This is a genomic window from Shinella oryzae (assembly GCF_023038235.1).
GTDB lineage: Bacteria > Pseudomonadota > Alphaproteobacteria > Rhizobiales > Rhizobiaceae > Shinella > Shinella sumterensis.
Genome location: NZ_CP081988.1, coordinates 1,536,807 through 1,559,388 on the forward strand (window position 1 = coordinate 1,536,807; position 22,582 = coordinate 1,559,388).

The window sequence follows — 22,582 nt, forward strand, 5'->3', positions numbered from 1 at the left end:
CTACTCCCTCAATTGCTGTGCGAGTTTTTTTGCCAATCGAATGTCTTTGTCTTGGGTACTTTTGTCCCCACCACAGAGAAGAAGATAAACGATCGAGCCATCCCGGACAAAATAAACCCGATACCCAGGCCCATAATTAATTCGAAGCTCGCTTACGCCTTCGCCGATTGGCTTTGCATCTCCCGAATTTCCTGCTGCGAGCCGGTCGATGCGGTCGGCAATTCGCGCTTGTGCACGAAAGTCCTTTAGCGCTTTGATCCAGTCCGCAAAAATACGGGTCCGCCTGATTGTGAACATGAAATGTGTAACCTATAGGGGACGAAACGTCAAGTCGGTCCTGCTGCGTTGGAGGGCTGTCGCTCCTATTTCTACTTTCTACCTTGGCAATCTCGAGATTGAGATTGCCGTATCATGTCCCCTAGCTTCGTTACGACATCACCAATCGGTGTTCGAAGCAGTTTGGGCGGAAGCGTCACCCGACTGCGGCGTCGCAAGCCCGGCGCGCGGTCTGACGATCTTCAACGCAGCATCATCCATGAACGGAAGCTTGGGTCGATACGGTTCCGGACTAACACTGATCATACGTTTTAAATCACTCAGAACTAAACGCAGGACTTTCGCAGGGATCTCTTGCAGGAAAACATCTGGTCCTGTCATTTCGATAACGCAGTCGATTTTAGCGACAACGCCCAAAAGAGAACCGGCGGAAATACTCCATAGCGTTTCCGCCAGCTCCCATTCCATCCTGTCGGCCTTTACCTCCTCTTCACAGGCCTGATTGTATCCGAGCTCCCACCCTTTCATGTCCCATACCGCCTGCTGGGACCTTAATTCCTCTACTGCTTTACTCCTCATATCCGCCAAATCCGCGCGAGAGAGTAATCGCTCGACCTCTTGCGAAGAATGCGCAAAAACAGCTTGTTCGCGTCCTGGAATGTGCAAAGCCACCTTGGGAATCCCCGGACTTTGGCAAAGCTTAGCTTCAAGGTTCTATTGGAGAACCGTCAACTCGCAGCGGCGCTGGTGGACGGTGTTCCATTCACGCCAGAGCGCCAGGAGGGATGTGTCGACCTCTGTTTGAATTTGGTTCTGGGGTTCGACATTGATTGATGCCTCCGAACTAAGGACGGCTGCGCTAGTGAAAAGTACTTTTCTACGGGTCATTTCGGGCGCAGTTCTGCTATTCATGGAATCATCCATGATCCAAGTTCCCTCGCTTGAGTTATGGTCGATTCTCTCATCGGGCCTGCTTGTGGCCCGGCGCTTAATTCGTAACAGGGATACGATATCCGCCTATGACGAAAAAATCAACACATAATCGTATCAGGGCCACGAAATGAATGCCATTCAGTGTAAGATGGCACGTGCTGCCCTTAGCTGGGGGACTCGCGACCTGGCGAGAAATGCCGGCGTGTCGCCGGATACGATTGCTAGGTTGGAACGAGGTGAGCGACTGCGGACCGCAACCGTAAATGTCATTAGGGCTGCTTTCGAAAAAGCTGGGCTGGAGTTCATCCCCGAGAACGGCGGTGGTCTCGGCGTACGCTTCGCGGGCCCTTCGGCTACGAAAGTCGACTGAGATTTCAAGCAGGGTTACTCGGCTTTAGTACAGAAGGTTCAAATTTGGAATGATGTAAACACGGCCGTGAATCTCGGAGGGACCGCGGGCGATTGAAAGCCGCCGGTGCAAGATGACGATCGATCGAGCTGGAGTAACGGCATTAGCTGCCTGCTCTGGGTCCAGTGGTCACCTCGCTGAGGCTGCGAGCATGTGAGTGTTCGGCCTCGTGCTCTGCCATCTGAGCCGGGAGTGCAACGCTAGTCGTGAGGTACGGTTCGATTCTCGTCTCGGTGCTTCATTTTGGCGGTCAGACGATAATTCTTCTACCAGTAGGCTGTTCGTGGCGCTAAACTCACCGCTGCTGTTGGTAAAGATCACTATCGCACGCACCTCGGTGTCGCTGGCATCCAGCCCTCGCGGACGCCGAGAGGAGCGCCCCCGGCAACTGCGAAAGCCGCCTCAGGTTTCGTGTGGGAGCAATGGGTCGAACGGGCGAACAAGGTCTCTAGCGAGATCGGCGAGTTGCGCTAATTGAGCTGAAATCTGAAGTAGCTGATCGCTCGCAATCGTCTTCTCTTGGCGCTTGATGTCTGGCAAGACTGCGTCAGGTTCGTTCGGCTGGTGAGGTCGTTCCAGCATGTTCTCTCCGAATCGGTGCGCACGAGAAATAACCCATTAGATTCAACATGGGCAAGACCACTATCCGGGTACGCCTTCGATAGCGCAGGCCGGGACGGCCATCACGGACGCCAGCGGTCGCTCTAAGAAAATGCTCCGCACCACGGCGGGGCAAATGCGAAAACCCTGGGTGTCGGGGAGAGGGCCAGTCGGCTTATCGTAAGCTAACAGGTTAAGCAGCGGGCTGGGATTCTCTGTTTGGCGATTTCTTTTCGCCACTTCGCTCGCCACTTCCACGAGAAATCAAAACGGCCGCGCTATATAACGCGAGAACGAGGGCGCGCGTCTTCCTGAGCGGCGGCGTAGCGTCGGTTGCTATACGAAGCGACTCCAGCGCATTCCCAGATTGAACGAGCACTGATCAACGTCGGTCTTGTCGTTCGAAGACCGCTACAGCTCTCAGCTACTGGTCCTTGTCCACTTGCTTGAAGGTGATGGGGAGCGTCTGGGAGCTCCAGTCAGGTAGGAAGAGCAGCACACTGTCCGCATTTTTTATGCACCGAAGGCGTCATCGTCGCAGAGGTGGCGGCTCTATGGAGCGTCAATGCCGTAAAGTGGATATGTTCATCTGCGATTTCAATCGTTCCGCCGTCAGTTACAGACGCACGGAGACGATCTCATCAGTTTAGACGGATGCTGTGGCAGAAACGTAATAAGAACGGCTGAAAGGACGTGTAGTGCCTTCGTCACCCGACCTCCAATGAATGCGATGCCTTAAGTCTAGGAGTTGAGTTAAACCAGGTCTGGCTCAGGTTTCGGGTCTGGACCTTGTCGACACCTCAAGCGACCGACGTAGGGACCATTAGCAGGGCAGGCCTGAGGTGTGCTTTGCCTTTGACCTCCGGAACTATCAGTCTCAATTTCCGTTAATGCTAAATAAGCTATCCTCACGACTGTGGGGCTAAGGAGATCTAGAGACATGGATAGCGGAATCAGCAACGGCGCAAGCGGCGCCGGCCTTCGTGCTGCATTAATGGCGGCGATTGCTTACGATGAGGTCTGTTGCGCCTGTCAGCTTCAGATCACCTTTACGCCTCAGGCCATAATCATCAACGGGCGTGCCATGCCTGCGGCTGCGAATCGAGCCAGGGAGATTATCCTAGAAATCATCGGCTCGGCACCCGTTTGGGATCGTACGATCTCCACATGACGTACCCAGCCGGTGAGGGCGTTCACCAAGCCGCCTTTCCGCGCGGTGTGCGATTGTCACAAGATCGTAAGTTCCGTCTATGTCAAGCCGCATCTTGACGCCAACCTTTTACAACAGGTCATGGCCTGACAAACACGCCTGCCCCTTCCGCGTGAGGAAGGCATCTCGCAACGTCGAAGCCAATTTGTCCTGAAGGGGCTTTAAGGTAAACGGCTTTTTCGCAGATCTATTCTATGCCGCCGCAGACCGCCAAGCTCTGTCCAGAACGCGAGATGCTTCCTCTATGCTCAATAATGTCTTGTATTCGTGAGCCGGTAAGTACCTTGTCGTGGCAGCAGCCACCTAATCAGAGAAATCTAACATTGATAGGACCAGGTTGCCAAAGGAAGAAGCTGAGAACCCAGCTTCACGATGGCGGAGAGGATGAATCCGAGCGGCGATACCCTTGGGCGTGCCGCCATCGATGAACTTAATCCGATCCTTGGCTTGGAGGTCACCGCGACACCGAAGAGCGTCGGGGCCAAGTCGGCCGCGTTCAAGAACGTCGTCTATCGCTACGATTTGCCCGAGGCGATGAAGGAAGGCTACATCAAGGAGCCGGCGGTCGGCACCCGCGCCAACTTCGACCCGAAGTCGGTCGATGAGGACACGCTGGAGCGCATCAAGCTCGAAGACGGGATCCATTACCACGAGCATGTGAAGGTCCAGCTTGCGACCTACGCCAAGCAAAATGAGAAGCCGCTGGTGCACCCGTTCATGTTGGTGGTGACGCAGGACATCGACCATGCACGCCGCGTGCGCGAGTTCGTCGAATCCGATGGCTTCTTCGAAGGTCGCTACAAGGGCCGTGTAGCGGAAATCCATTCCAAGCTCACCGGCGAGGAGAGCGACGAGAACGCCCACCGGCTGCTCAACATTGAGAAGAGCGGCGACACGGACATCGTGGTCCACGTCAACAAGCTGAAGGAGGGTTGGGACGTCTCCAACCTCTTCACCATAGTCCCGCTGCGCGCCTCGGCGTCGGACATCCTGACCGAACAGACCCTCGGCCGGGGCCTACGTCTGCCCTACCCAACAGCGAGCTATCGCTCCATCGCGCTGATTAGCTCATTCTCATTTCCCGCATCTACCACCTTGATATCGTTCGCACGGAATAAATCCACCGCCTCCAAGAAAGCTTGCTTACGCTTTAGGGAGTCTTTTGGCCCCTCAACTGCAACAACAACGTCGGGTGGGAGCTTGTCCTTCAAGCGGTTGATGGTGAACAGCCATTTGTTACCATGATCGAGAATACGTGTCGGTTCATCCTGCCCGAGATAGATCGGCTTCAAGACTTTGAGGGGTTTGTCCTGGAAAATTTCCACGAACGGGAATTTTGCCGAGTATAGTCCGTCCGAAAAAGCCATTGGCTTAAAATTGCGGCCAATATCGCGCAGCTTTAGAATTCCACGGACCTGCTTTTCGAGTAACCCTTCACGATAAACCGAGCTAGCGAAATTCCGTCTGACATAATAGTCAAAGAGTTCATCTAACTTGCTCTTGGGGTTATCCGTCATAGCAAAGCGGACTTCGCTGAAGCGGATGATCCCTTCGCGGTCCTTAGTCAAAGCATGAAAAAGATGTTCTGCGTTGTCGCTCAGCTCAAACTCGAACCGACGCTGCCCATTGCCCGTATGGCCTGCTAGATCTCTGATCCGCTTCAGTTCTGTGTAGTAGCTTTTGAGGACGCCACGAATAGTCGCCCCCTCGACACTGTCGAAGAAGCTCGTCAGCCTCCCCAGACGCCTTGTCTCAAGCCTGAAGTCCAAATAGCTCGCGCGCGGGGCAACGAGCACGATACCGATGTTGGCGAATTCTTCCGTTTCGACATGTGGCTGGAAACGGATTATCGCATAGCTCACAGCATTCTTTTTCATGTTCGTTCCCAAAACGCCGGCACTCTATGTCGCCTCAGTGTGTTTTTGACACGATCGAGCGACAGGTTGATATCGACCGTGCGGGCGTCGTCTACATAGTGCCACCGTTCTGGGATGTCACCAAGGATCTGGGGTAAGTCCCTCAAGGCCTTCTCAAACCTTGTATTATAATGACCCTGCAGAGTTGGTTGGTCGCAAATCTCAGACAGGGAACTACGGAAAATATGGCTTTCAAGCTGTGAATGAAGAGTTACCCCTTCGTCGAAGGCCAGATTATGGTCGATGACAACCAGCCGGCGAGCCGTTTCCGACCAGAGGAGATTGGGATTTCCTCCAGCGTCAGTTAGCGTCCGGTCGCCGTTTTGGATCCACCAATCGAATGCAGCGATATCACGCTTAAGCTCTTCCGGAGCTCGCTGAACGTTAACGAACGATACTTCATTGGCGTTCTCAACATTTTCTGAGCCGAACAGAAGTCCGTATCCCAGGTCTCGCAACACCCCATCTCGGCCTGCCTCATATAATTCTCGCGGCACCGCAACGACGCAGAAACGCGGAATGGGCAAACCCAGTTGTCGTGCTAGCTGACCGGCCACCCACTCTTTCACGAGCGAATCGTAACCAGCTCCCCTGCCTTTAACAAAGTAGAGTTTGCCGTCCGAGCCTCGACAAATATAGGGCTCCGTAACCCCCTGCTCGGAGCGTCTCAGCACTTCGTCGATTTCGATCGGCATCGGTCCTCACGCACGCGATATAATAGCCTGCTTTTAGAGCACACCGTAAATCGAAGTCCAAGAGCGAGGTCGTGCCGAGAGTGTGGCCCTACTTAGCAGGTCTGTCAGATACCGCAGTTATGCGGTCAAACGCCGGTAATCCAAGTCCATGATGGCGGAGAGGATGAATTCGAGCGGCGGATACCTACGAACAGGCTGGCGTTATGAACCGGACAGCAGCCAAACCTTAGCCATGACCAACGGGCTTAAATCAGCCCAACGGGTTTCATTATGTTGCCGCCCCGCAAGAGAGCGGCAACAACGCGTCAGATGGCGTTTGCCAACTTCTTTTCGATGTAGAGCCGGCGCATCTTCAGGGTCAGCGGACCGGGCTTGCCGTCGCCAACATTCTGGCCGTCGATCGCAACCACCGGCAGGACGAAATTGGTGGCCGAGGTGATGAAGGCTTCCGCTGCATCCTTGGCTTCATCCGGCGTAAAGGCGCGCTCTTCGTAGTCGATACCGGCCTCTTTGGCGATGTCGAGAACGCTTGCGCGGGTAATGCCGTGCAGAATCGCATGTGAGAGCGGACGGGTGATCAGCTTGCCGTCCTTGGAGATGATATGGGCGGTGGCCGCGCTTGCCTCGGTGATGAAACCGTCTTCTACCAGCCATGCGTCGTCTGCGCCCTTGGCGGCTGCTTCCATTTTCGCCATCGACGGATAGAGGAGCTGCACCGTCTTGATGTCGCGGCGCGCCCAGCGCTGGTCCGGCAGGAGGGCAACGGAGATTCCGGTCTTTGCTTTCGGATTGTCGAGAACCGCTTTTGCCTGGGTGAACAGGGTCAGCGTCGGCTTCGGATCCACCGGATAGGCGAAATCGCGGTCGGCGGTGCCGCGTGAGATCTGCAGGTAAATCAGGCCTTCGTTGAGATCGTTGCGACGGACGATTTCGCGATGAACTTCCAGCAGTGCTTCCGGCGAAAGCGGGCAGGTGATGCCGAGTTCCCTGGTCGAGCGCTGGAGGCGAGCGGAATGGCCCTCATATTCCAGCAGCTTGCCGCCGACAACGCCGGTGACTTCGTAGATCGCATCGGCAAACAGGAAGCCGCGGTCGAAAATCGAGACCTTGGCATCTTCTTCCGGCAGCCACTCGCCGTTCAGGTAGACAGTACGGGACAAGGAAAAAGGCCCTTTCACATCTTGGGTTTGGTAAATGGTGCGATGGTAACGCCGGCTTCGGACAGCCTGTCACGCAATGCGCGTGCGGTGACGGGCGCGCCGGGCGTGTCGCCATGGATGCAGACGGTCGCCGCATTGACCGACAGATGCGATCCGCTGATCGTCGGGATCCTGTTGTCGCAAACCATGGAGAGAACCTGGTCGACGCTTGCCGACAGATCATGGATCACCGACCCTTCCATCTGGCGCGGCGCAAGCATGCCGTTTTCCAGATAGCGGCGATCGGCATAGACTTCGCAGGCAACCGTAAGGCCGGTGGCCTCTGCAGCAAGCATCGTCTCCGAATAGGGGAGCGTGATGAAAACAAGGCTCGGGTCGACCGCCTTGATGGCCTTGACGCAGACGCTTGCCAGCGTCTCGTCTTCGGCTGCGATATTGCCGAGCGAGCCATGCGTCTTCACATGGGTGATCGGCCAGCCGAGCGTGGTTGCCATGCCCTGGATCGCAGCGATCTGATAGATGATCTGCGCCTCGACATCCTCCGGGCGCTCGCCATAGATTCGGCGCCGGCCAAAGCCGTAGAGGTCCATGAACGAAGGGTGAGCGCCGATCGCTACACCGTTCTCGCGGGCGGAAACGATCGTGTCGCGCATCACGCTCGGGTCGCCGGCATGGAAACCGCAAGCGATGTTTGCGGTGGTGATGATATCCATCATCGCTGCGTCGTCGCCGATCTTGTAGGCGCCGAAGCTTTCACCCATGTCGCAATTGAGGTCGATCGTAGGCATGCGGATCATCCTGTCTCTGTGGTTTATCGATGAGGCATGGTCGCGTGATATTGCCGGCCATAATCGTAAAGCAGCCTTGACATACAGTTGGTGTACTGAAATGACAAGGAGGTTGTTTGATATGCGAATCCGCATCGGCAACCTGTGGGAACACAATGGATAAAGCGGATACGCTGCGCCCTCGTTGATTGCAGAGTGGCAAAGGGTGCAAGCGGAATTTGGAACAATGAATGACCGTGCCCGATCACGCGCACCTCACCTATCCGCGAATTGCCGCAAGCGGCGATCGCGCCATCGTCGTCGAACTCTCGGACCGGATTTCCGAGGAGACGAACATGCGCGTCGTGGCGCTGGCGGATGATCTCGAAAGCAACCCGATTGCCGGGATCGTCGAGACGGTGCCGACCTATCGCTCGCTGCTCGTTTCCTACGATCCCCTGGTCGTGCGCGGTCGCGATCTTTCGGCGCTTCTGCTTGAGCGGCTTTCCGGCATCGCTATCGACGGCCGCCGCGGGCGCCGACTGGTCGTGCCGGTGATTTACGGCGGTGACGTCGGCCTCGACCTTACCGAGATGGCGGAGATGAAGGAGATGAGCGTCGCGGAACTCATAGCCGCGCATGGTTCGGCGGACTACCGCGTCTATATGATCGGCTTTGCGCCGGGCTTTGCCTATCTCGGCGGCCTGCCGGAGAAGCTTCATACGCCACGGCTTGCCGTGCCGCGCCAGAGGATCGAGGCAAGCGCCATCGGCATCGGCGGCAAGCAGGCCAGCATCAATTCCGTGCCCGGCCCGAGCGGCTGGCGCTTCATCGGCCGTACGCCGATCAAGGTTTTCGATCCCACCCGCAGCGATGCCTTTCTCCTGAAGGCCGGCGATCATGTCCGCTTCCGCGCCATCGAAAAGGATGAGGCTGCGGCGCTGGATGCAGCGGTTGCCTCCGGCGCTCCGCATATCGAGTGGGAGGACGCATGACCACGCTCATCGTCAAACAGGCAGGCCCGATGATGTCCGTGCAGGATCTCGGCCGCACCGGTTTCGTACGGATGGGGGTCTCGGCCTCCGGTCCGATGGATGGTGTTGCGATGCGGATCGCCAACCGCCTCGTCGGCAATCGTGACAACGATGCGCTGATCGAGTTCTCCAATGTCGGCGGCCAGTTCGAAGTGGATGAGCCCGTGCTCTTTGCCGTCACCGGCGGCGCCGTCTCGGTTACGATCGATGGGGACCGCGTTGATTGCTGGGCAAGTCACACGCTGGCACCTGGCCAGGTTCTGCGCATCGGCGCGCTCACCAGTGCGGTCTGGGGTTATATCGCGTTTTCCGGCGGCATCGAGACTGAACCCGTGCTCGGCGCACGTTCCACCCATCTTCGTTCCGCCATCGGCGGGCTCGACGGCAGGCGTCTGGCGCCCGGTGATGTGCTGCCGCTTGGTGCCACACCCGAGACGGTGCTCGCCGGCCCGCAAAAAGTTCTTCGCACGCCGCTTCATCGCTTCGCCGGCCCGATCAGGGTCATCAAGGGGCCGCAGGCAGGGCATTTCGATAAGGCTGCATGGCAGCAGTTCCTGCGCGGGCCCTTTACCGTATCGGCCAGCCGTGATCGCATGGCGCAGGTGCTGGAGGGCCAGGAGATCGTCGCGGCCGGCGGGCATGACATCGTGTCGGATGGCACGGTGATGGGCTCGATCCAGGTGCCCGCCTCCGGCCGCCCGATCATCCTGATGGCCGAGCGGCAGACGGCCGGCGGTTATCCGAAAATCGCAACCGTCGCCTCCGTGGATCTGCCGCGGCTGGCGCAGGCGCTGACCGGCAGCCAGATTCGCTTCAAGCTCGTGACGCAGGAACAGGCGGAAGATCTCTGGATCGCCCATACCCTTGCACTCGACGAAGTTCTTGCGGGCCTGGATCAGGCGCCGGATGCGGCAATGTTTGAAGGAGGCAGGTCTTGAACAAACCGCTCGCAAAGCAGGCCTATGGCAAGATTATCGAGATGATCCTCGCCGGCGTCTTGAAGCCGGGCGACCTTCTGCAGGAAGCCAAGCTCGGGGACGAGTTTGCCATGTCGCGTACGCCGGTGCGCGAGGCGATCAAGCGCATCGAGGCGGAAGGTCTTGCCATTCAGGAAGGCCGGTTCCTCAAGGTGCGCACGCTGACGATCCCGGAGGTTGAGGAAATCTTCTTCATCCGCCAGCAGCTGGAAAGCTATTGCGCGCGGCATGCGACCGGTATTCCGACCGCTATTCTCGATGATCTGGAAAGCCGCGTCCTGACATTGCAGAGGCAGGGGCCCGGCGAGGAGGACGAGCAGCGCAGCATCGATGACGACCTGCACTATTCGCTGGCGCGTGCTGCCGGCAACCAGATGATGGTGAGCGCGATCGGCGATCTGCGGCGTCGCACCTGCATGTTCGACCATACCCAGGTTCCGGCGCGTTTCATCGTCAGCTGCCAGGAGCATCTCGATATTCTTCAGGCGCTCCGCGCCGGCAACGGTGAGCGTGCCGGCGTGCTGATGGGCGAACACATCGCCCATGCCCGCGACGCCGTCCTTCAGCGTCTGAGTACGCCTTCCCCGAGATCGCCGCGATGAAATGCCTGATCGTCCAACCCATCCATGCCGCAGGCATCGCCCGTCTGAAGGAGGGGGGCGTCGAACCTGTCCTCTGCCCTGACACCGATATTCAGACCGTAATACGGCTGATCCGCGAGTGTCAGGCCGTGATTACCCGCGACGCAGGACTCTCCGCAGACGCGATTGCCGTGGCCGACACGTTGAAAGTGATCGTCTCGCATGGCGCGGGCCACGATTCGATCGATAAGATCGCGGCCGGAAGGCGCGGCATCCTCGTCTGTAATACGCCGGGCGCCAATGCCCGTTCGGTCAGCGAACTGGCTCTGGGCTTGGCCATATCCGCCGCACGCCTGATCCCGGCTGCCGATCGGTCCGTGCGTACCGGATCACGCGGTTTCCGCGAGGCCTCGACCTTCCATGAGCTCTTCGGCAAGACGGTTCTCTTGGTCGGCTGGGGCGCAATCGCGCAGGGGCTCGGGCGCATGCTCGATATCGCCTTCGGCATGCGCGTCCTCGTCTATTCGCCGCGCAGCACGGGCGAACTGCCTTACGAGCGTGTCGCGACGCTCGCAGAGGGATTGGCTTGCGCCGATCTCGTCTCCATTCACACGCCGCTGCGCGAGGAAACCCGCAACCTGTTCGACGCCAAGGCCTTCGGCGCCATCAAGCGTGGCGCGATCCTCGTCAATACGGCGCGGGCAGGGCTTGTCGATGAGGTGGCGCTTGCCGCAGCGATCGAAGATGGCTCGATCGCGGGAGCGGCACTCGACGTCTATTCGCCGGGTGCGGCGCAAGGGCCGCTCGGCGCCACCAACCGGGTAATCTTTACGCCGCATCTCGGCGGTACGACCGGTGAAGCGCTGGAACGTGTTGCGCTTGCGGCTGCTGGCCACGTGCTGACGGCGCTTTCCGGCGGTCGTCCGGCAACGACAGTCGAAATGCAAAGGTTGGACGCATGAATTCTGTCATCAGGGATACGATCGACAGGCTGATCGACCGAGTGAACGCGATTTCGGATGTCGGTCCGGGCTTCACCCGCCCGTCCTATAGCCGGCTGGAAAGCCAGGCGCATGCCGTCGTTGCCGAGGAGGCTGGGGCGCTGGGCCTTGAGGTAACGCGCGATGCCGGCCTCAATCTCTTTGCCCGCCTGCCGGGCCGCGACCGTTCGGCACCGGCAATCTATGTCGGTTCGCATCTCGATACCGTCTCGATGGGCGGCGCCTATGATGGCCAGGCTGGTGTTTCGGGTGCCATGGCGCTGGTGGCTGCCTTCGTGAAAAGCGGCGAACAGCCGCCCGTCGATATCGTCGTCACGGTGACGCGCGCCGAGGAAAGCGTCTGGTTTCCGGTTTCCTACGCGGGCTCGCGTGCGGCGCTTGGCCGGCTGACGGCACAGGAACTGCAGGCAAAGCGCTCGGATACCGGCCGCACGCTTTACGATCATATCGAGGAAGAGGGTGGCCGTCCGGAGGAGATTTTGGCCGGACCCGGCCTTGCACCCGCCCGCTTCATCGAACTGCATATCGAACAGGGCGCTGTCCTCGACAATGCAAAGGAGCCTTTCGGCATCGTCTCCGGCGTGCGCGGCGGCCTGCGTTATCGTGAGGCGCGGATCGACGGCACCTGGGCGCATTCCGGTGGCCCGGCACGTTGCGAGCGCGCCGATGCCGTCTTTGCACTGGCGGACCTGATCGTCGGCATGGACAGGCGCTGGGAAGAGACGCTTGCGCGGTCGCAGGATCTAACCGTCACCTTCGGCCGTGTCGATGCGGCGTCGTCGGAACATGCCTTCGCCAAGGTGCCCGGCCGGGTGGATTTCTGCGTCGATCTGCGCAGCGATACCGTTTCCGTTCTTGATGAGCTGGATAGTCTCTTCAGGGCACAGATCGACAAGATCGAGAAGGCCCGCGGCGTCTGCTTCGATCTCGGTGCCCAGTCGCGCAGTCAGCCGACGAAACTCTCGGCGGCGCTCGGTGACCGGATCGCCCGCGGCGCCTCGCGGCTTGGATATAGCCCACGCAGGATGCTTTCCGGCGGTGGGCACGATGCGGCAGCCTTTGCGCAGGCCGGCTGGGACAGCGTGATGGTGTTTCTGCGGAACTGGAACGGCAGCCATAACCCCGACGAGGGCATGGATCCGGCGGATCTGGCCGCAGCCGTCGAGGTTGTCCACGCAGCGATCCGCGATGATGGCAAGGGAGGTGATTATTGAGCGACAAGGAAACTCTCGCGCAACAGGTCTATCGTGACCTGAAGCAGCGCATCCTCGAAGGGCAGTTTTCCTCCGACGAAATGCTGACGGAACGGACCCTGGCGCTGGAATCGGGGATTTCGCGCACACCGCTGCGCGCGGCTATTTCGCGCCTTGAGAAGGAGAACGTCATCTCGCGTCTGCCGAACGGCGCGTTGATGGTGCGGCCGGTCACCGTCGAGCAATTGCTGGAGATCGTGCAGGTCCGCCGGCTTCTCGAAGGCTCGGCCGCTGAAAGGGCCGCAAGTCTGCCGTTTACGGAGGAACTGTCGCAATCGCGCGAGCGGATGCGTTACTTCACCAGCGGCGGCGATATCGAGTTCGGCCTCTTCTGGATCGATGACGACGCCTTTCACAATGCGGTCGCCCATGCCGCCGGTCTGCCGCTCCTCGCCTCGATGCTGACCGAGATGCGCAGTATCGCGCGCCGCTGCACCATCACCCGGACCCACGACCACTTCGACCAGCAGGCGCTGGAACATATCGCCGTTATCGACGCCATCGAGGCACGTGACGGCGCTGCCGCCCGTGCGGCGATGGAAGTGCATTTCGATAGTGTCAGAACCCGTTTTCTCGGCTGGCTGGCGCGCAATTGAGATTTTGGCCGCATGACCTTGCATCCGACCTTTGACACGCAGGCCCAGATCCAGGGCATCGAAGCGGCCTTTCCCGCAGCGGAATTTGCCGAACGGCAGGCCCGCGCCCGTGCCGCCGTTGTCGCCGGCGGCCATGAGGCGCTGATCGTCACCGGGCCGGAAACCATTTACTGGCTGACGGGGCGCCAGACGGCGGGATATTTCTCCTTTCAGGCGCTGATCCTGCCGGCGGATGGCGAGCCCGTACTTCTTGTGCGCCAGCTCGAACTCTTCGGAACGCTCGCCAATACCTATCTGCCCGATATCGTCGCCTATCAGGATGGCGACAACCAGGCCGAAGTGCTTGTGGACCTCCTGCGCCAGCGCGGTATCGTCAATCCGGCAATCGAGCTTGCCGGCTGGTTCCTGTCGCCAAAGCTTGCGGCCGAGATTTCCGAGCGACTTGGCGTCGCCTCTCTCGTCGACGGCTCGCAGATCCTTCCCTCGCTCAGGATGATCAAGTCGGTGGCCGAGCTCGAGGCGATCCGTCATGCGGCCCGCTATGCCGAAGCGGGCATGATCGCCGGCATTGCCGCCTGCGCTATCGGCGCCGATGAAAATGCCGTTGCTGCCGACATGCTGCATGCGGCGACGCGTGCCGGTTCGGAAGTCATGGCCATGGAGCCGCTCGTCTCCTCCGGGCCCCGTAGCGGCCTTCCGCATATGACATGGCGCCGCCGCGTGCTCGAGGCCGGCGATCCGCTCTTTCTCGAACTGGCCGGCAGCCACGCGCGCTACCATGCCGCCCTGATGCGAACGGTCTGGATGGGGGCGGCCCCGGACGAGGCGCAGCGGATGATGGATTGTGCGCTGCGGGCGCTCGATGCGGCGCTTTTCGAGATCCGGCCCGGTGCGACCTGCGCCCATGTGCATGACACGGCACAGGCGATCATCGATGGCGCCGGCTACACGGCAGCCTTCCGCAAGCGTATCGGCTATTCGATGGGCGTCGCCTTCGCGCCGGATTGGGGTGAGGGGGCAATCCTGAGCCTCTTCTCCAACGTCACCCGTACTATCGAGCCGGGCATGGTCTTCCATCTGCCTGCGACATTGCGAAGTTACGGGCAATGGACCGTCGGCGCCTCGGAAACGGTGATCGTCACCGAAACCGGCGCCGAACCGCTCTCCACCCTGCCGCGCCAACTCACCATCCGCTGATCTCAACCCAGCCAGACAAAACGGAGCACTCCATGCGTTCACTTTTCCATCTTGCCTACCACGTGACCGATCTCGACGCGTCGCGTCGCTTCTACGGCGATATCCTCGGCTGTGAGGAAGGCCGTTCGACCGATACCTGGGTCGATTTCGACTTCTTCGGCCACCAGATTTCCCTGCATCTCGGCAAGCCTTTCGAGGTTGCCCGTACCGGCAAGGTCGGCGACCACATGGTAATGATGCCGCATCTCGGCGTCATCCTGCGTCTTGAAGACTGGTTCGCGCTGGCCGAGCGTCTCGAAAAGGGCGGTATCGCCTTTGACATCCCGCCGGTCGTTCGCTTCGAAGGCGAGCCGGGCGAGCAGCGCACGATGTTCTTCTTCGATCCGAGCGGCAACCCGATCGAGGTCAAGGGCTTCAAGGATTTCGAGGGCGTTTTCGCGCACTGACACGAAAGGCCCGGCAGATGATTGATCTGCCGGGCTTTTTCGATTCTGGTCTGGAGACGCCTTAAAACATGCTGGGCGAATTGGTGATCAGCTCATTGGCGTTTTCGCCGATGATGACGATGTCCTCGTAGAAGGCAGCACCGACGCCATCGAGCGACAGGAAGGCTTCGACGCCGAAGACCATGTTGGCCTCGACCACATCCTCCGGCATGGACATGGTGGTGGAGATACGCGGCAGTTCGAAGCCAAGCCCGATTCCGTGGCCGTAGAACGGGAAATTCTTCATGATCGGCGAGATCGAGCCACCGAAGGCTGCCGTCATCCGGTCGCCTTCCGCCGCCACGTCCAGCAGTTTCACGCCCGGCCGCAGCATATCCGACAGGCGATGTACGATGCCGCTTGCCGCCTCGATCAGGCGAAGCTGCTCGGCATTGGCTTTCCCACGCACGGCCGTGCGGCCGGGATCGAGGTAATAGCCCTGATAGAGCGCGCCATGCAGCGTACCGGTGACGATGTCGCCGACAGCCGGCACGTCCTCGCTATAGCCGGTCAGCGGAAAGCGCTGGTCGAAGCCGAGCGTCTCGCCGTGATTGGTGCCGATCATCTGGATGCGGCCGCCGCGGGCGATGACGGCGCGGGCTGCCTCGCCGGCTGCCTCGCGCTCTGAAAGTCCGCCGACCAGCCCTTCCATCAGCGCGTTGACGCCAAGGGTCGCCGTCTCTCCGGCATAGCGATAACAGTCGAGCTCGCGGTGGCTCTTGATGCGGCGCACGGAGCGCACGAGGTCGTCGACCGGCACCCATTCGATATCGGGTGCGACTGCTTCCAGCTGCCGGTAATACTTGATCGGGATGAAATGCGTGCCGACCAGCGCCACGCGCCCCTTGACACCGCGCTCGACCAGCGACTTCGCAACGCTTTCGAACGGATGGTTGCTGCTCAACACGTCCTCAATGGATACAAGATCGCGGCGCACTTCCGGCTCGTCGATGTGCAGCTGCGGCGCACTGCCGGGCTGCAGGATGACGCCGGCAAAGGAACGGGCGGTCCAGATGAGCGAATCCATGCCGCCGCTGATCGCATAATGGTTGGAGAGATAGAGAACGTCGCCGCAATTGTCGGTCGTGCCGCCGCCGCGGCCGAAGATAACGGCGGTCTCGAAGCCGCGGCGGGTGATCTCGTCATGGACGCGTGCCCAACGGGTTTCATATTCGTCGATGGGGAAATAGCGATGCATGCGGTCACTCCTGAGGCGGATATTGCTTGCGTGCGCAGGGGTCGACCTCCGGCCTTCAGAGGTGGGGAGAGGCGCTTCCTGATTTCGGTACACCGCTTGTATCCGTTCGTCAATGTGACCTCGCGCCCTCATGTCCACGCTGGCACCTGGCCCGGCACCAGAAAGTATGATCGCCCAATACATGGGCTGGCGATGATTAAAAAATGCGCGTTACGCTAACGAATTGATCGCTAATTTATTGAAAACCCTACTTGAACTCCACTGGTATACTGAATAGGCTTGGTGTACCGAAACTGAGGGCCGGGCTTCAGAAGGTGTCGACCGCCGTCGACGGAAGCCTGTGGCACCGAGAAGACGAGTGGATATGGATCCCAATAACCAGACTGTCGCTGCAAGCCACGGGCGTGCGTTTCAGATGAAGGCCGGTCAATTCGCCCGCATCGTCAACACGTACGGCAATCAGGTTGTCGATGCCTGGGCGGTCGCGGCCGATGATCCCGGCGAGACCTCATCGATGGACCATACCCGTTCCGTCAACAGCAACATCTTCTTCACGCAAGGCATGAGCATCATCTCCTCGCGCCGGCGGGCGATGCTCAAGATGGTGGCCGATAGCGCCGATGTGCGTCATGACACGCTGCTCTGCCCCTGCAGCATCGAGCTCTACCAGCAGCTGGGCTGCACCGAACCGCACCGCAGCTGTACCGACAATTTTCATGAGAGTCTGGCTGAAGCGGGCCTTGCCGTTTCTTTCACGCCCGCATCCCTCAATCTCTTCATGAACGTTCCTGTCAAGCCCGATGGAACAGTGGATCGCGTTCCACCGGCAACGGCTGCTGGTGACTATGTCGTGCTGCGCGCCGAGATCGACCTGACGCTCGTTCTTTCCGCCTGCCCGCAGGATATGACCCCGATCAATGGCGACGCCCGCACCCCCAAGGATGTCGCCGTTGCAATTACAGACAGCTTCCCCGAGGAGGATGCCCCATGAGTGCACCGCTTCTGAGCCTCAAGGAAATCCGCAAGAGTTTTGGCGAGAACGAGGTCCTGAAAGGCGTCTCGCTCGACGTGAAGGCCGGCGAGGTGGTTTCGATCATCGGCGCCAGCGGCTCGGGCAAGAGCACCTTCCTGCGCTCCATCAACGCGCTGGAAATGCCGCAATCGGGCTTCATGGAATTTGAGGACATGTCCTTTGATTTCCGCCAGGAATCGCGCTTTTTCCCCAGTCAGGCACAATTGCAGACGCTGCGCGCCCGCGTCGGCATGGTGTTCCAGAGCTATAATCTCTGGCCGCATATGACCGTGCTTGAAAACGTCATCCACGCGCCGATAAAGCTTCTGAAAATGCCGCGCAGGCAGGCGATCGAGGAGGCTGAGGCGCTTCTGTCGCGCATCGGCCTGCTCGAAAAGCGCGACAGCTATCCGTCGCGGCTTTCGGGCGGCCAGCAGCAGCGCGTCGCGATCGTGCGCGCGCTTGCCATGAAACCGCGGCTGATGCTGTTCGATGAAGTCACCTCGGCTCTCGATCCCGAACTCGTGCATGAAGTTTTGGTGCTGATGGCCTCGCTTGCCTCCGAAGGCATGACGATGCTGCTCGTCACACACGAGATCGCCTTCGCCCGTGACGTATCCTCGCGCGTCCTGTTCTTCGACAAAGGCGTGATCAGCGAGGCGGGCTCGCCTGATATCCTGCGCCATCCGGAAAGCGAGCGCCTGAAACAGTTCCTGCACCGCATCCTCCACGACCAGGTCGGTCATTCCATTTCCAACGATAGCGACCGGGGAGTACAGGCGTGACGGGCAATTTCTGGAACGAAGTCCTTCTTTATGGTCCGGGCTTTCTCGAAGCCTCCTATACGGTTTTCGGCATCACCATTCTCACAATTGCCGTCTCCTGGGGCCTCGGCCTCGTGGGGGCGTTGGCGCAGCGCTCGAAGTTCAGGGCCGTCCGCATGGCGGCTGCCTTCTACATCTGGTTCGTCCGTGGAACGCCGACGCTGATCCAGGTCTTCATCATCTATTTCGGCCTTCCCCAGATCGGCATCAGGCTGTCGCCATTTGCAGCAGGGGTGATCGCGCTTGGCGTCAATAGTGGTGCCTATGTCGCCGAAATCATTCGCGGTGGACTCAGTGCCATCCCGCGGGGACAGACGGAATCGGCTCTCGCGCTCGGCTTCAGCCCGGCTGAGACGATGCGGGGCATCGTCCTGCCGCAGGTCTTCCGCATCATCCTGCCGTCGATCACCAATGAGGCGATCTCGACGCTGAAGAACACGTCGCTGCTCTCGACCATCACGGTGGTGGAACTTACCCTCTATGCGCAGACGCTGATCGCCTCAACCTTCCGGCCGTTCGAATTCTACATCGCGGTTGCGGTCATCTATCTGGTCCTGACCACCATCCTCACCACGCTGGCGTCCTGGCTCGAGCGCCGCTACGCCAACCTGGGATGATGACGCATATCCGCGCCGACCTGGAAGAAATCACGGGCATCCACGATGTCCTTGAACAGAGAATGCACAAACAACAAGGGAACTGGAACATGAAATTCAAAGCTCTGATCGTAGCCGCCGCCGTCTTCGCCGGTCTGGCTGTCACCCCGAATGTCAACGCCGCCGATCTGGAACTCCTGCAACCGGGTAAGCTGCTGGCCGCCACCGAAGGCACATTCTCGCCTTTCAGCATGCGCGCCCCGGATGGCAAGCTGGACGGACTTGAAATCCGCGTCATGACGGAGATCGCCAAGCGTTTGAACCTCGAATATACCCCGGTCCTGATCAAGTGGGATTCGCTTCTGGTCGGACTTGAGGCCAATCAGTTCGACGTGATTAGCGCGTCGATGGACATCACCGCAGCCCGCCAGGAAAAAGTTACGTTCGCAGACGGTTGGCTCGAATCCGGTGGCCGCATCGTCGTGCCGAAGGACTCCAGCATCAAGAGTGCAGCCGACCTCAAGGGCAAGACCGTCGGAGCGCTCGTCTCCTCGACATTCGCCAAGATCGCGGAAGAGCACGGCGCTGTCGTCAAGGGCTATAAGGCTGAGTCCGACGCCATGCAGGATATGGCCAACGGCAACATCGATGCCACCATCACGGATGCCATTGCCGGGAGCTGGGCAATCAAGAACTCTGGCCTGCCGTTCGCAATGACCGATGATTATGTTAGCCATATCCAGAAGGGCTTCGCCATTAAGAAGGGCAAGCCGCATCTCGTAGCAGCGATCAACAAGGCCCTCGCGGAAATGGTGGCTGACGGCACCTACGCCAAGCTGACGGCCGACCTCATCGGCTTTAATCCAGCGCCCAAGGACCCGATCAAGACCATTCAATGATGATCGCAACGGGCCGGGCATAGAACGTGCTCGGCCTTCGTTTCTGCCGAATCGCCTCGTACTTGCTGATAGCCCATCGTGACGGCCGTCGGCGCCATCTATCTGCTTCGCATCCCTTTGTTCGACGCAGCCGTGGCGTCGAGCTGACGGAAAAGGGCGCTTTCCTGTTCCTTTCAATCCGTCGTGGCTTCGAGGGGATATCGGAGGCGGTGACCCAGATCCGCGATCGAAACGAGACGGTCGACGTGACGATCCGCACGACCACGGCGATAAGCTCCTTGTGGCTCATGCCCAAAATCTCGGCGTTCTGGAAAATCTATCCATCCGTGAGTGTCTCACAGGTTACGAGTGATGTTCCTAGCAACAGCGGGCATTGCGATCTCAGCATCCACTATGGCGATCCCGACGAGAGCGGCGTGGAACACCGCTTTCTTTTTCAGGACCGCATAGTCGCGCTGGGGAGCGCTGCGTTTGCCGCCCAGCACCGTGTTTCGGGCATTGCGGGCCTGGGCAAAGTGCCTCTCATTCATATGAGCAACGAGGAAAACGGCTGGACAACCTGGACCGACTGGTTCGAGGCGCTGGGACATGCGGCGCCGAAAGGACGAGGTTTCTTCGTGAACAACTATATGATCGCGCTGCAAGCAGCCCAGGACGATGTCGGCGCAGTGCTGGGCTGGGACGGGCTGTTGAGCAGTGTGATGGCAGCGGGGCGGCTCGTTCCGCTGGTGCCGCAATCGGTTTCCTCACCCGTGCCGTTCCATTTGAAAATCCATGCCAAGGCAAGCGGCAAATCGCGCCTGTTTGCGGATTGGCTGGCCAAGGCGATCTGATCCGCATGCTTCATGTATGCGAATCCCGTAGAGACGCCGCGGTTGGAGGTTCGTATCCCATCAGGAACCGAGGGCGGGAGGTGTGTTTCTCAGGAAGTCGAGAAACGCGCGCATTCCCGTTCCGATATGGCGGTGTCGCGGGTAGTACAGGCGAAGCCCCGGGTAAGGCGGCGTCCACTCCGCCAGCACCTGCCGGAGTCTCCCGTCGGCGATTGCGTCCGCCGCCATCCACCGCGTGACGTAGGCGAGGCCGCAGCCATCCAGAGCGGCGGACAGGAGAAGCCGGGATTGATCCACCACCAGGTTGCCGCTCGTCGCCAGGACCAGATGCTTGCCGCGCCGCTCGAACTCCCAACGATAGATCGATCCGCCGGCCATACGAAGTTGAACACAATGGTGAAGCGTAAGATCCGACGGTTTCTCGACTGACGGCGCGCCTTCGAGATAGGCGGGTGACGCCACGACGATGTGTTGCTGGTCGGGTCCGATGGGAATCGCGACCATGTTGTCGGGCACCAACTCGGCCGCGCGGACACCGCAGTCGAACCCTTCTTCAGCGATGTCGACCAGTCTTCCTTCCGACCGGATCTCGAAACGTATGCCTGGCTGGAGCTTCATGAAGCGTGTCAGCAACGGCATTAGTACCTGTTCGGCGGCGTTGGCGTCACAATTGATCCGTACCAGCCCTGACGGCGAGGCGGCGTGTTCGTGAAGCTCCTCGACTGCCAGCCCGATCTCACCGATGGCGGGCATCAGACGTTCCGCAAGCCGTCGGCCCGGCTCCGTCAGCGAGACGTTGCGGGTCGATCGGTGGAAGAGCTTCACGTTGAGACGTCTTTCCAGCCCGGCGACAGCGTGACTCAACGCCGAGGCCGTCTGGCCTAACGTCCTCGACGCGGCACGAAAACCTCCGTGCTCGGCGACAGCAAGAAACGCAGCCAGCTCGCCGGGCGGCAACGAACTGACTGTACGAATTATCTCATCATTGCGTGTAGCTTTGGTCATCTAGTTCACGAATGCCACGCGCTTATCTTCGGGACAAGTCGAATGTCTGAAGGAGTAAGGCCATGACTTCACCTATCCCGTTTGGGTTCTCGTCTACCGCCGCCGAAGTCCTGAAGGGCGTTGATCTTACTGGACGGAACGTCATCGTAACCGGAGGAGCGGGCGGCATCGGGTTGGAGACGAGCCGTGTTCTGGCCGCGGCAGGCGCGGCTGTAACGATCGCGGTCCGCCGTCCGGACGAAGCCGAGAGGGCCGTCGCCGCGTTGGCGCGCGCGATGCCTGAAGCTCGCCTGCGCGTTCGCCGCCTCGACCTTGCCGACCTTTCCTCGGTGCAAGGGTTCGCGCAAGGCTGGAACGAGCCTCTGCACGTCCTCGTCAACAATGCGGGCGTCATGGCCATTCCGGAACTGCAGCGGACGGCGGAAGGCCGGGAAATGCAGTTCGCCACGAATTACCTCGGACATTTCGCGCTGGCGCTGGGTCTACGTCGGCATCTTGCGAAGGCCAACGGCGCGCGCGTCGTCTCTGTCGCATCGACAGGAAGCCTGTTCGCGCCGGTGTTCTGGGACGATCCGGACTTCCGTTTCATTCCCTATGATCCGCTGCTCGCCTACGCCCAGTCGAAGACCGCCTGCATCCTCATGTCGGTCGGTATTGCGCAGGAGTGGGCGAGCGACGGGATCACGTCGAATGCCCTCAATCCCGGAGCGATCGCGACCGGACTTCAGAAACACACCGGAGGCCTGCGAACGCCCGAGCATCTCCGCAAGTCGATAGAGCAGGGCGCGTCGACAACAGCGCTGCTAGCGGGCTCGCTGCTGGTGGACGGGATTTCCGGCAGGTACTTCGACGACTGTCAGGAGGCGCCGGTGGTCGAGGAGCGCGGCCTGGGACCATTCAAAGGCGTGGCAAGATACGCTGTCGATCCGGAGAACGCCTTCCGTCTCTGGAAGATGGCCACGCGGATGCAGGCAACGCTGCTTTAACCCAAAAGGCACCGTTGGCACTGAACGGCCGGGCACGGTTTCGCATGCGCGGTGGGCTGGCGCGGATCAGGCCTTTGCCGCGGCTGGACGTCGGAACGGAGACGCCCGCGCTTGCAAACCCGAGATCGGCAACGGATGC

General features: G+C 59.9%; 25 protein-coding genes and 1 pseudogene. 17 read left to right on the plus strand and 9 right to left on the minus strand.

The annotated features are described in order from the left end of the window. Both K6301_RS23355 and K6301_RS23360 read right to left on the minus strand, forming a co-directional pair. A complete protein-coding gene (locus K6301_RS23355) occupies positions 1-297 on the minus strand; it encodes a type II toxin-antitoxin system RelE/ParE family toxin (protein WP_247221215.1) in 297 nt (98 codons plus the stop codon). A gap of 138 nt (positions 298-435) precedes the next feature. Beyond that, a complete protein-coding gene (locus K6301_RS23360) occupies positions 436-948 on the minus strand; it encodes a hypothetical protein (protein WP_247221216.1) in 513 nt (170 codons plus the stop codon). Between the two features lie 409 nt (positions 949-1,357). Between K6301_RS23360 and K6301_RS23365 the strand changes: the two genes are divergently transcribed. Beyond that, a complete protein-coding gene (locus K6301_RS23365; RefSeq protein WP_247222500.1) occupies positions 1,358-1,579 on the plus strand; it encodes a helix-turn-helix domain-containing protein in 222 nt (73 codons plus the stop codon). 441 nt (positions 1,580-2,020) lie between these two features. Here the strand turns inward: K6301_RS23365 and K6301_RS23370 are convergent, their stop codons facing one another. Next, positions 2,021-2,200: a hypothetical protein gene (locus tag K6301_RS23370; RefSeq protein WP_247221217.1), complete on the minus strand. Its 180-nt coding sequence runs from the start codon at positions 2,198-2,200 to the stop codon at positions 2,021-2,023. Between the two features lie 958 nt (positions 2,201-3,158). Between K6301_RS23370 and K6301_RS23375 the strand changes: the two genes are divergently transcribed. Together K6301_RS23375 and K6301_RS23380 are read left to right on the plus strand one after the other, a co-directional pair. Further along, positions 3,159-3,389, plus strand: a complete 231-nt coding sequence (locus K6301_RS23375) for a hypothetical protein (protein ID WP_247221218.1) — start codon at positions 3,159-3,161, stop codon at positions 3,387-3,389. A gap of 447 nt (positions 3,390-3,836) precedes the next feature. Beyond that, positions 3,837-4,460, plus strand: a pseudogene (locus tag K6301_RS23380) (DEAD/DEAH box helicase); the annotation flags it as partial. 11 nt (positions 4,461-4,471) lie between these two features. Here the strand turns inward: K6301_RS23380 and K6301_RS23385 are convergent. From K6301_RS23385 to K6301_RS23400, 4 genes are all read right to left on the minus strand, one after another. Continuing rightward, positions 4,472-5,305, minus strand: a complete 834-nt coding sequence (locus K6301_RS23385) for a DUF3037 domain-containing protein (protein WP_247221219.1) — start codon at positions 5,303-5,305, stop codon at positions 4,472-4,474. Then, positions 5,302-6,039 (minus strand): HipA family kinase, encoded by a 738-nt coding sequence (locus K6301_RS23390; protein WP_247221220.1) that lies wholly within the window; start codon positions 6,037-6,039, stop codon positions 5,302-5,304. The genes K6301_RS23385 and K6301_RS23390 overlap by 4 nt, the downstream gene beginning before the upstream one ends. Before the next feature lie 305 nt (positions 6,040-6,344). After that, on the minus strand, positions 6,345-7,199 hold the full coding sequence (locus K6301_RS23395; protein WP_247221221.1) for a D-amino-acid transaminase: 855 nt from the start codon (positions 7,197-7,199) through the stop codon (positions 6,345-6,347). Between the two features lie 14 nt (positions 7,200-7,213). Further along, on the minus strand, positions 7,214-7,987 hold the full coding sequence (locus tag K6301_RS23400) for a LamB/YcsF family protein (protein WP_247221222.1): 774 nt from the start codon (positions 7,985-7,987) through the stop codon (positions 7,214-7,216). 230 nt (positions 7,988-8,217) lie between these two features. On the opposite strand from K6301_RS23400, the gene pxpB reads away from it, so the two are divergent. Genes pxpB through K6301_RS23440 form a run of 8 tightly spaced genes read left to right on the plus strand, consistent with a single transcriptional unit; the run spans position 8,218 to position 15,051 of the window. Next, entirely contained in the window at positions 8,218-8,961 is a 744-nt protein-coding gene (pxpB, locus tag K6301_RS23405) for a 5-oxoprolinase subunit PxpB (protein WP_247221223.1), read from the plus strand. Further along, positions 8,958-9,938 (plus strand): 5-oxoprolinase subunit C family protein, encoded by a 981-nt coding sequence (locus K6301_RS23410; RefSeq protein WP_247221224.1) that lies wholly within the window; start codon positions 8,958-8,960, stop codon positions 9,936-9,938. The genes pxpB and K6301_RS23410 overlap by 4 nt, the downstream gene beginning before the upstream one ends. Next, on the plus strand, positions 9,935-10,579 hold the full coding sequence (locus K6301_RS23415; protein ID WP_247221225.1) for a GntR family transcriptional regulator: 645 nt from the start codon (positions 9,935-9,937) through the stop codon (positions 10,577-10,579). The genes K6301_RS23410 and K6301_RS23415 overlap by 4 nt, the downstream gene beginning before the upstream one ends. Beyond that, positions 10,576-11,520, plus strand: a complete 945-nt coding sequence (locus tag K6301_RS23420; protein WP_247221226.1) for a hydroxyacid dehydrogenase — start codon at positions 10,576-10,578, stop codon at positions 11,518-11,520. The genes K6301_RS23415 and K6301_RS23420 overlap by 4 nt, the downstream gene beginning before the upstream one ends. Continuing rightward, complete coding sequence (locus tag K6301_RS23425) at positions 11,517-12,773, plus strand: hydantoinase/carbamoylase family amidase (protein WP_247221227.1); 1,257 nt, start codon at positions 11,517-11,519, stop codon at positions 12,771-12,773. The genes K6301_RS23420 and K6301_RS23425 overlap by 4 nt, the downstream gene beginning before the upstream one ends. Further along, positions 12,770-13,408 (plus strand): GntR family transcriptional regulator, encoded by a 639-nt coding sequence (locus tag K6301_RS23430; protein WP_247221228.1) that lies wholly within the window; start codon positions 12,770-12,772, stop codon positions 13,406-13,408. The genes K6301_RS23425 and K6301_RS23430 overlap by 4 nt, the downstream gene beginning before the upstream one ends. 12 nt (positions 13,409-13,420) lie before the next feature. Beyond that, a complete protein-coding gene (locus K6301_RS23435; RefSeq protein WP_247221230.1) occupies positions 13,421-14,605 on the plus strand; it encodes a M24 family metallopeptidase in 1,185 nt (394 codons plus the stop codon). Between the two features lie 32 nt (positions 14,606-14,637). Then, positions 14,638-15,051 (plus strand): VOC family protein, encoded by a 414-nt coding sequence (locus K6301_RS23440; protein ID WP_247221231.1) that lies wholly within the window; start codon positions 14,638-14,640, stop codon positions 15,049-15,051. 61 nt (positions 15,052-15,112) lie between these two features. Here K6301_RS23440 and K6301_RS23445 read toward each other — a convergent pair whose 3' ends face one another. After that, a complete protein-coding gene (locus K6301_RS23445; protein ID WP_247221232.1) occupies positions 15,113-16,288 on the minus strand; it encodes a M24 family metallopeptidase in 1,176 nt (391 codons plus the stop codon). 364 nt (positions 16,289-16,652) lie between these two features. Between K6301_RS23445 and K6301_RS23450 the strand changes: the two genes are divergently transcribed. The 5 genes from K6301_RS23450 (at position 16,653) to K6301_RS23470 (ending at position 20,452) form a co-directional block, all read left to right on the plus strand. After that, entirely contained in the window at positions 16,653-17,279 is a 627-nt protein-coding gene (locus tag K6301_RS23450) for a DUF1989 domain-containing protein (protein WP_247221233.1), read from the plus strand. Then, positions 17,276-18,085, plus strand: coding sequence for an amino acid ABC transporter ATP-binding protein (locus K6301_RS23455; RefSeq protein ID WP_134650252.1), 810 nt, complete (start codon positions 17,276-17,278; stop codon positions 18,083-18,085). The genes K6301_RS23450 and K6301_RS23455 overlap by 4 nt, the downstream gene beginning before the upstream one ends. Then, positions 18,082-18,741, plus strand: a complete 660-nt coding sequence (locus K6301_RS23460; RefSeq protein WP_247221234.1) for an amino acid ABC transporter permease — start codon at positions 18,082-18,084, stop codon at positions 18,739-18,741. The genes K6301_RS23455 and K6301_RS23460 overlap by 4 nt, the downstream gene beginning before the upstream one ends. Before the next feature lie 89 nt (positions 18,742-18,830). Next, positions 18,831-19,619, plus strand: coding sequence for a transporter substrate-binding domain-containing protein (locus K6301_RS23465; RefSeq protein WP_247222501.1), 789 nt, complete (start codon positions 18,831-18,833; stop codon positions 19,617-19,619). 62 nt (positions 19,620-19,681) lie between these two features. Continuing rightward, a complete protein-coding gene (locus tag K6301_RS23470; RefSeq protein WP_247222502.1) occupies positions 19,682-20,452 on the plus strand; it encodes a LysR substrate-binding domain-containing protein in 771 nt (256 codons plus the stop codon). A 60-nt stretch (positions 20,453-20,512) separates the two neighbouring features. Here K6301_RS23470 and K6301_RS23475 read toward each other — a convergent pair whose 3' ends face one another. After that, the gene (locus K6301_RS23475; RefSeq protein ID WP_247221235.1) at positions 20,513-21,457 is read right to left on the minus strand and encodes a LysR family transcriptional regulator; all 945 of its coding nucleotides are present in this window, start codon (positions 21,455-21,457) and stop codon (positions 20,513-20,515) included. A 62-nt stretch (positions 21,458-21,519) separates the two neighbouring features. Between K6301_RS23475 and K6301_RS23480 the strand changes: the two genes are divergently transcribed. After that, complete coding sequence (locus tag K6301_RS23480; RefSeq protein ID WP_247221236.1) at positions 21,520-22,443, plus strand: SDR family NAD(P)-dependent oxidoreductase; 924 nt, start codon at positions 21,520-21,522, stop codon at positions 22,441-22,443. The last annotated feature ends 139 nt before the right edge of the window (positions 22,444-22,582 follow it).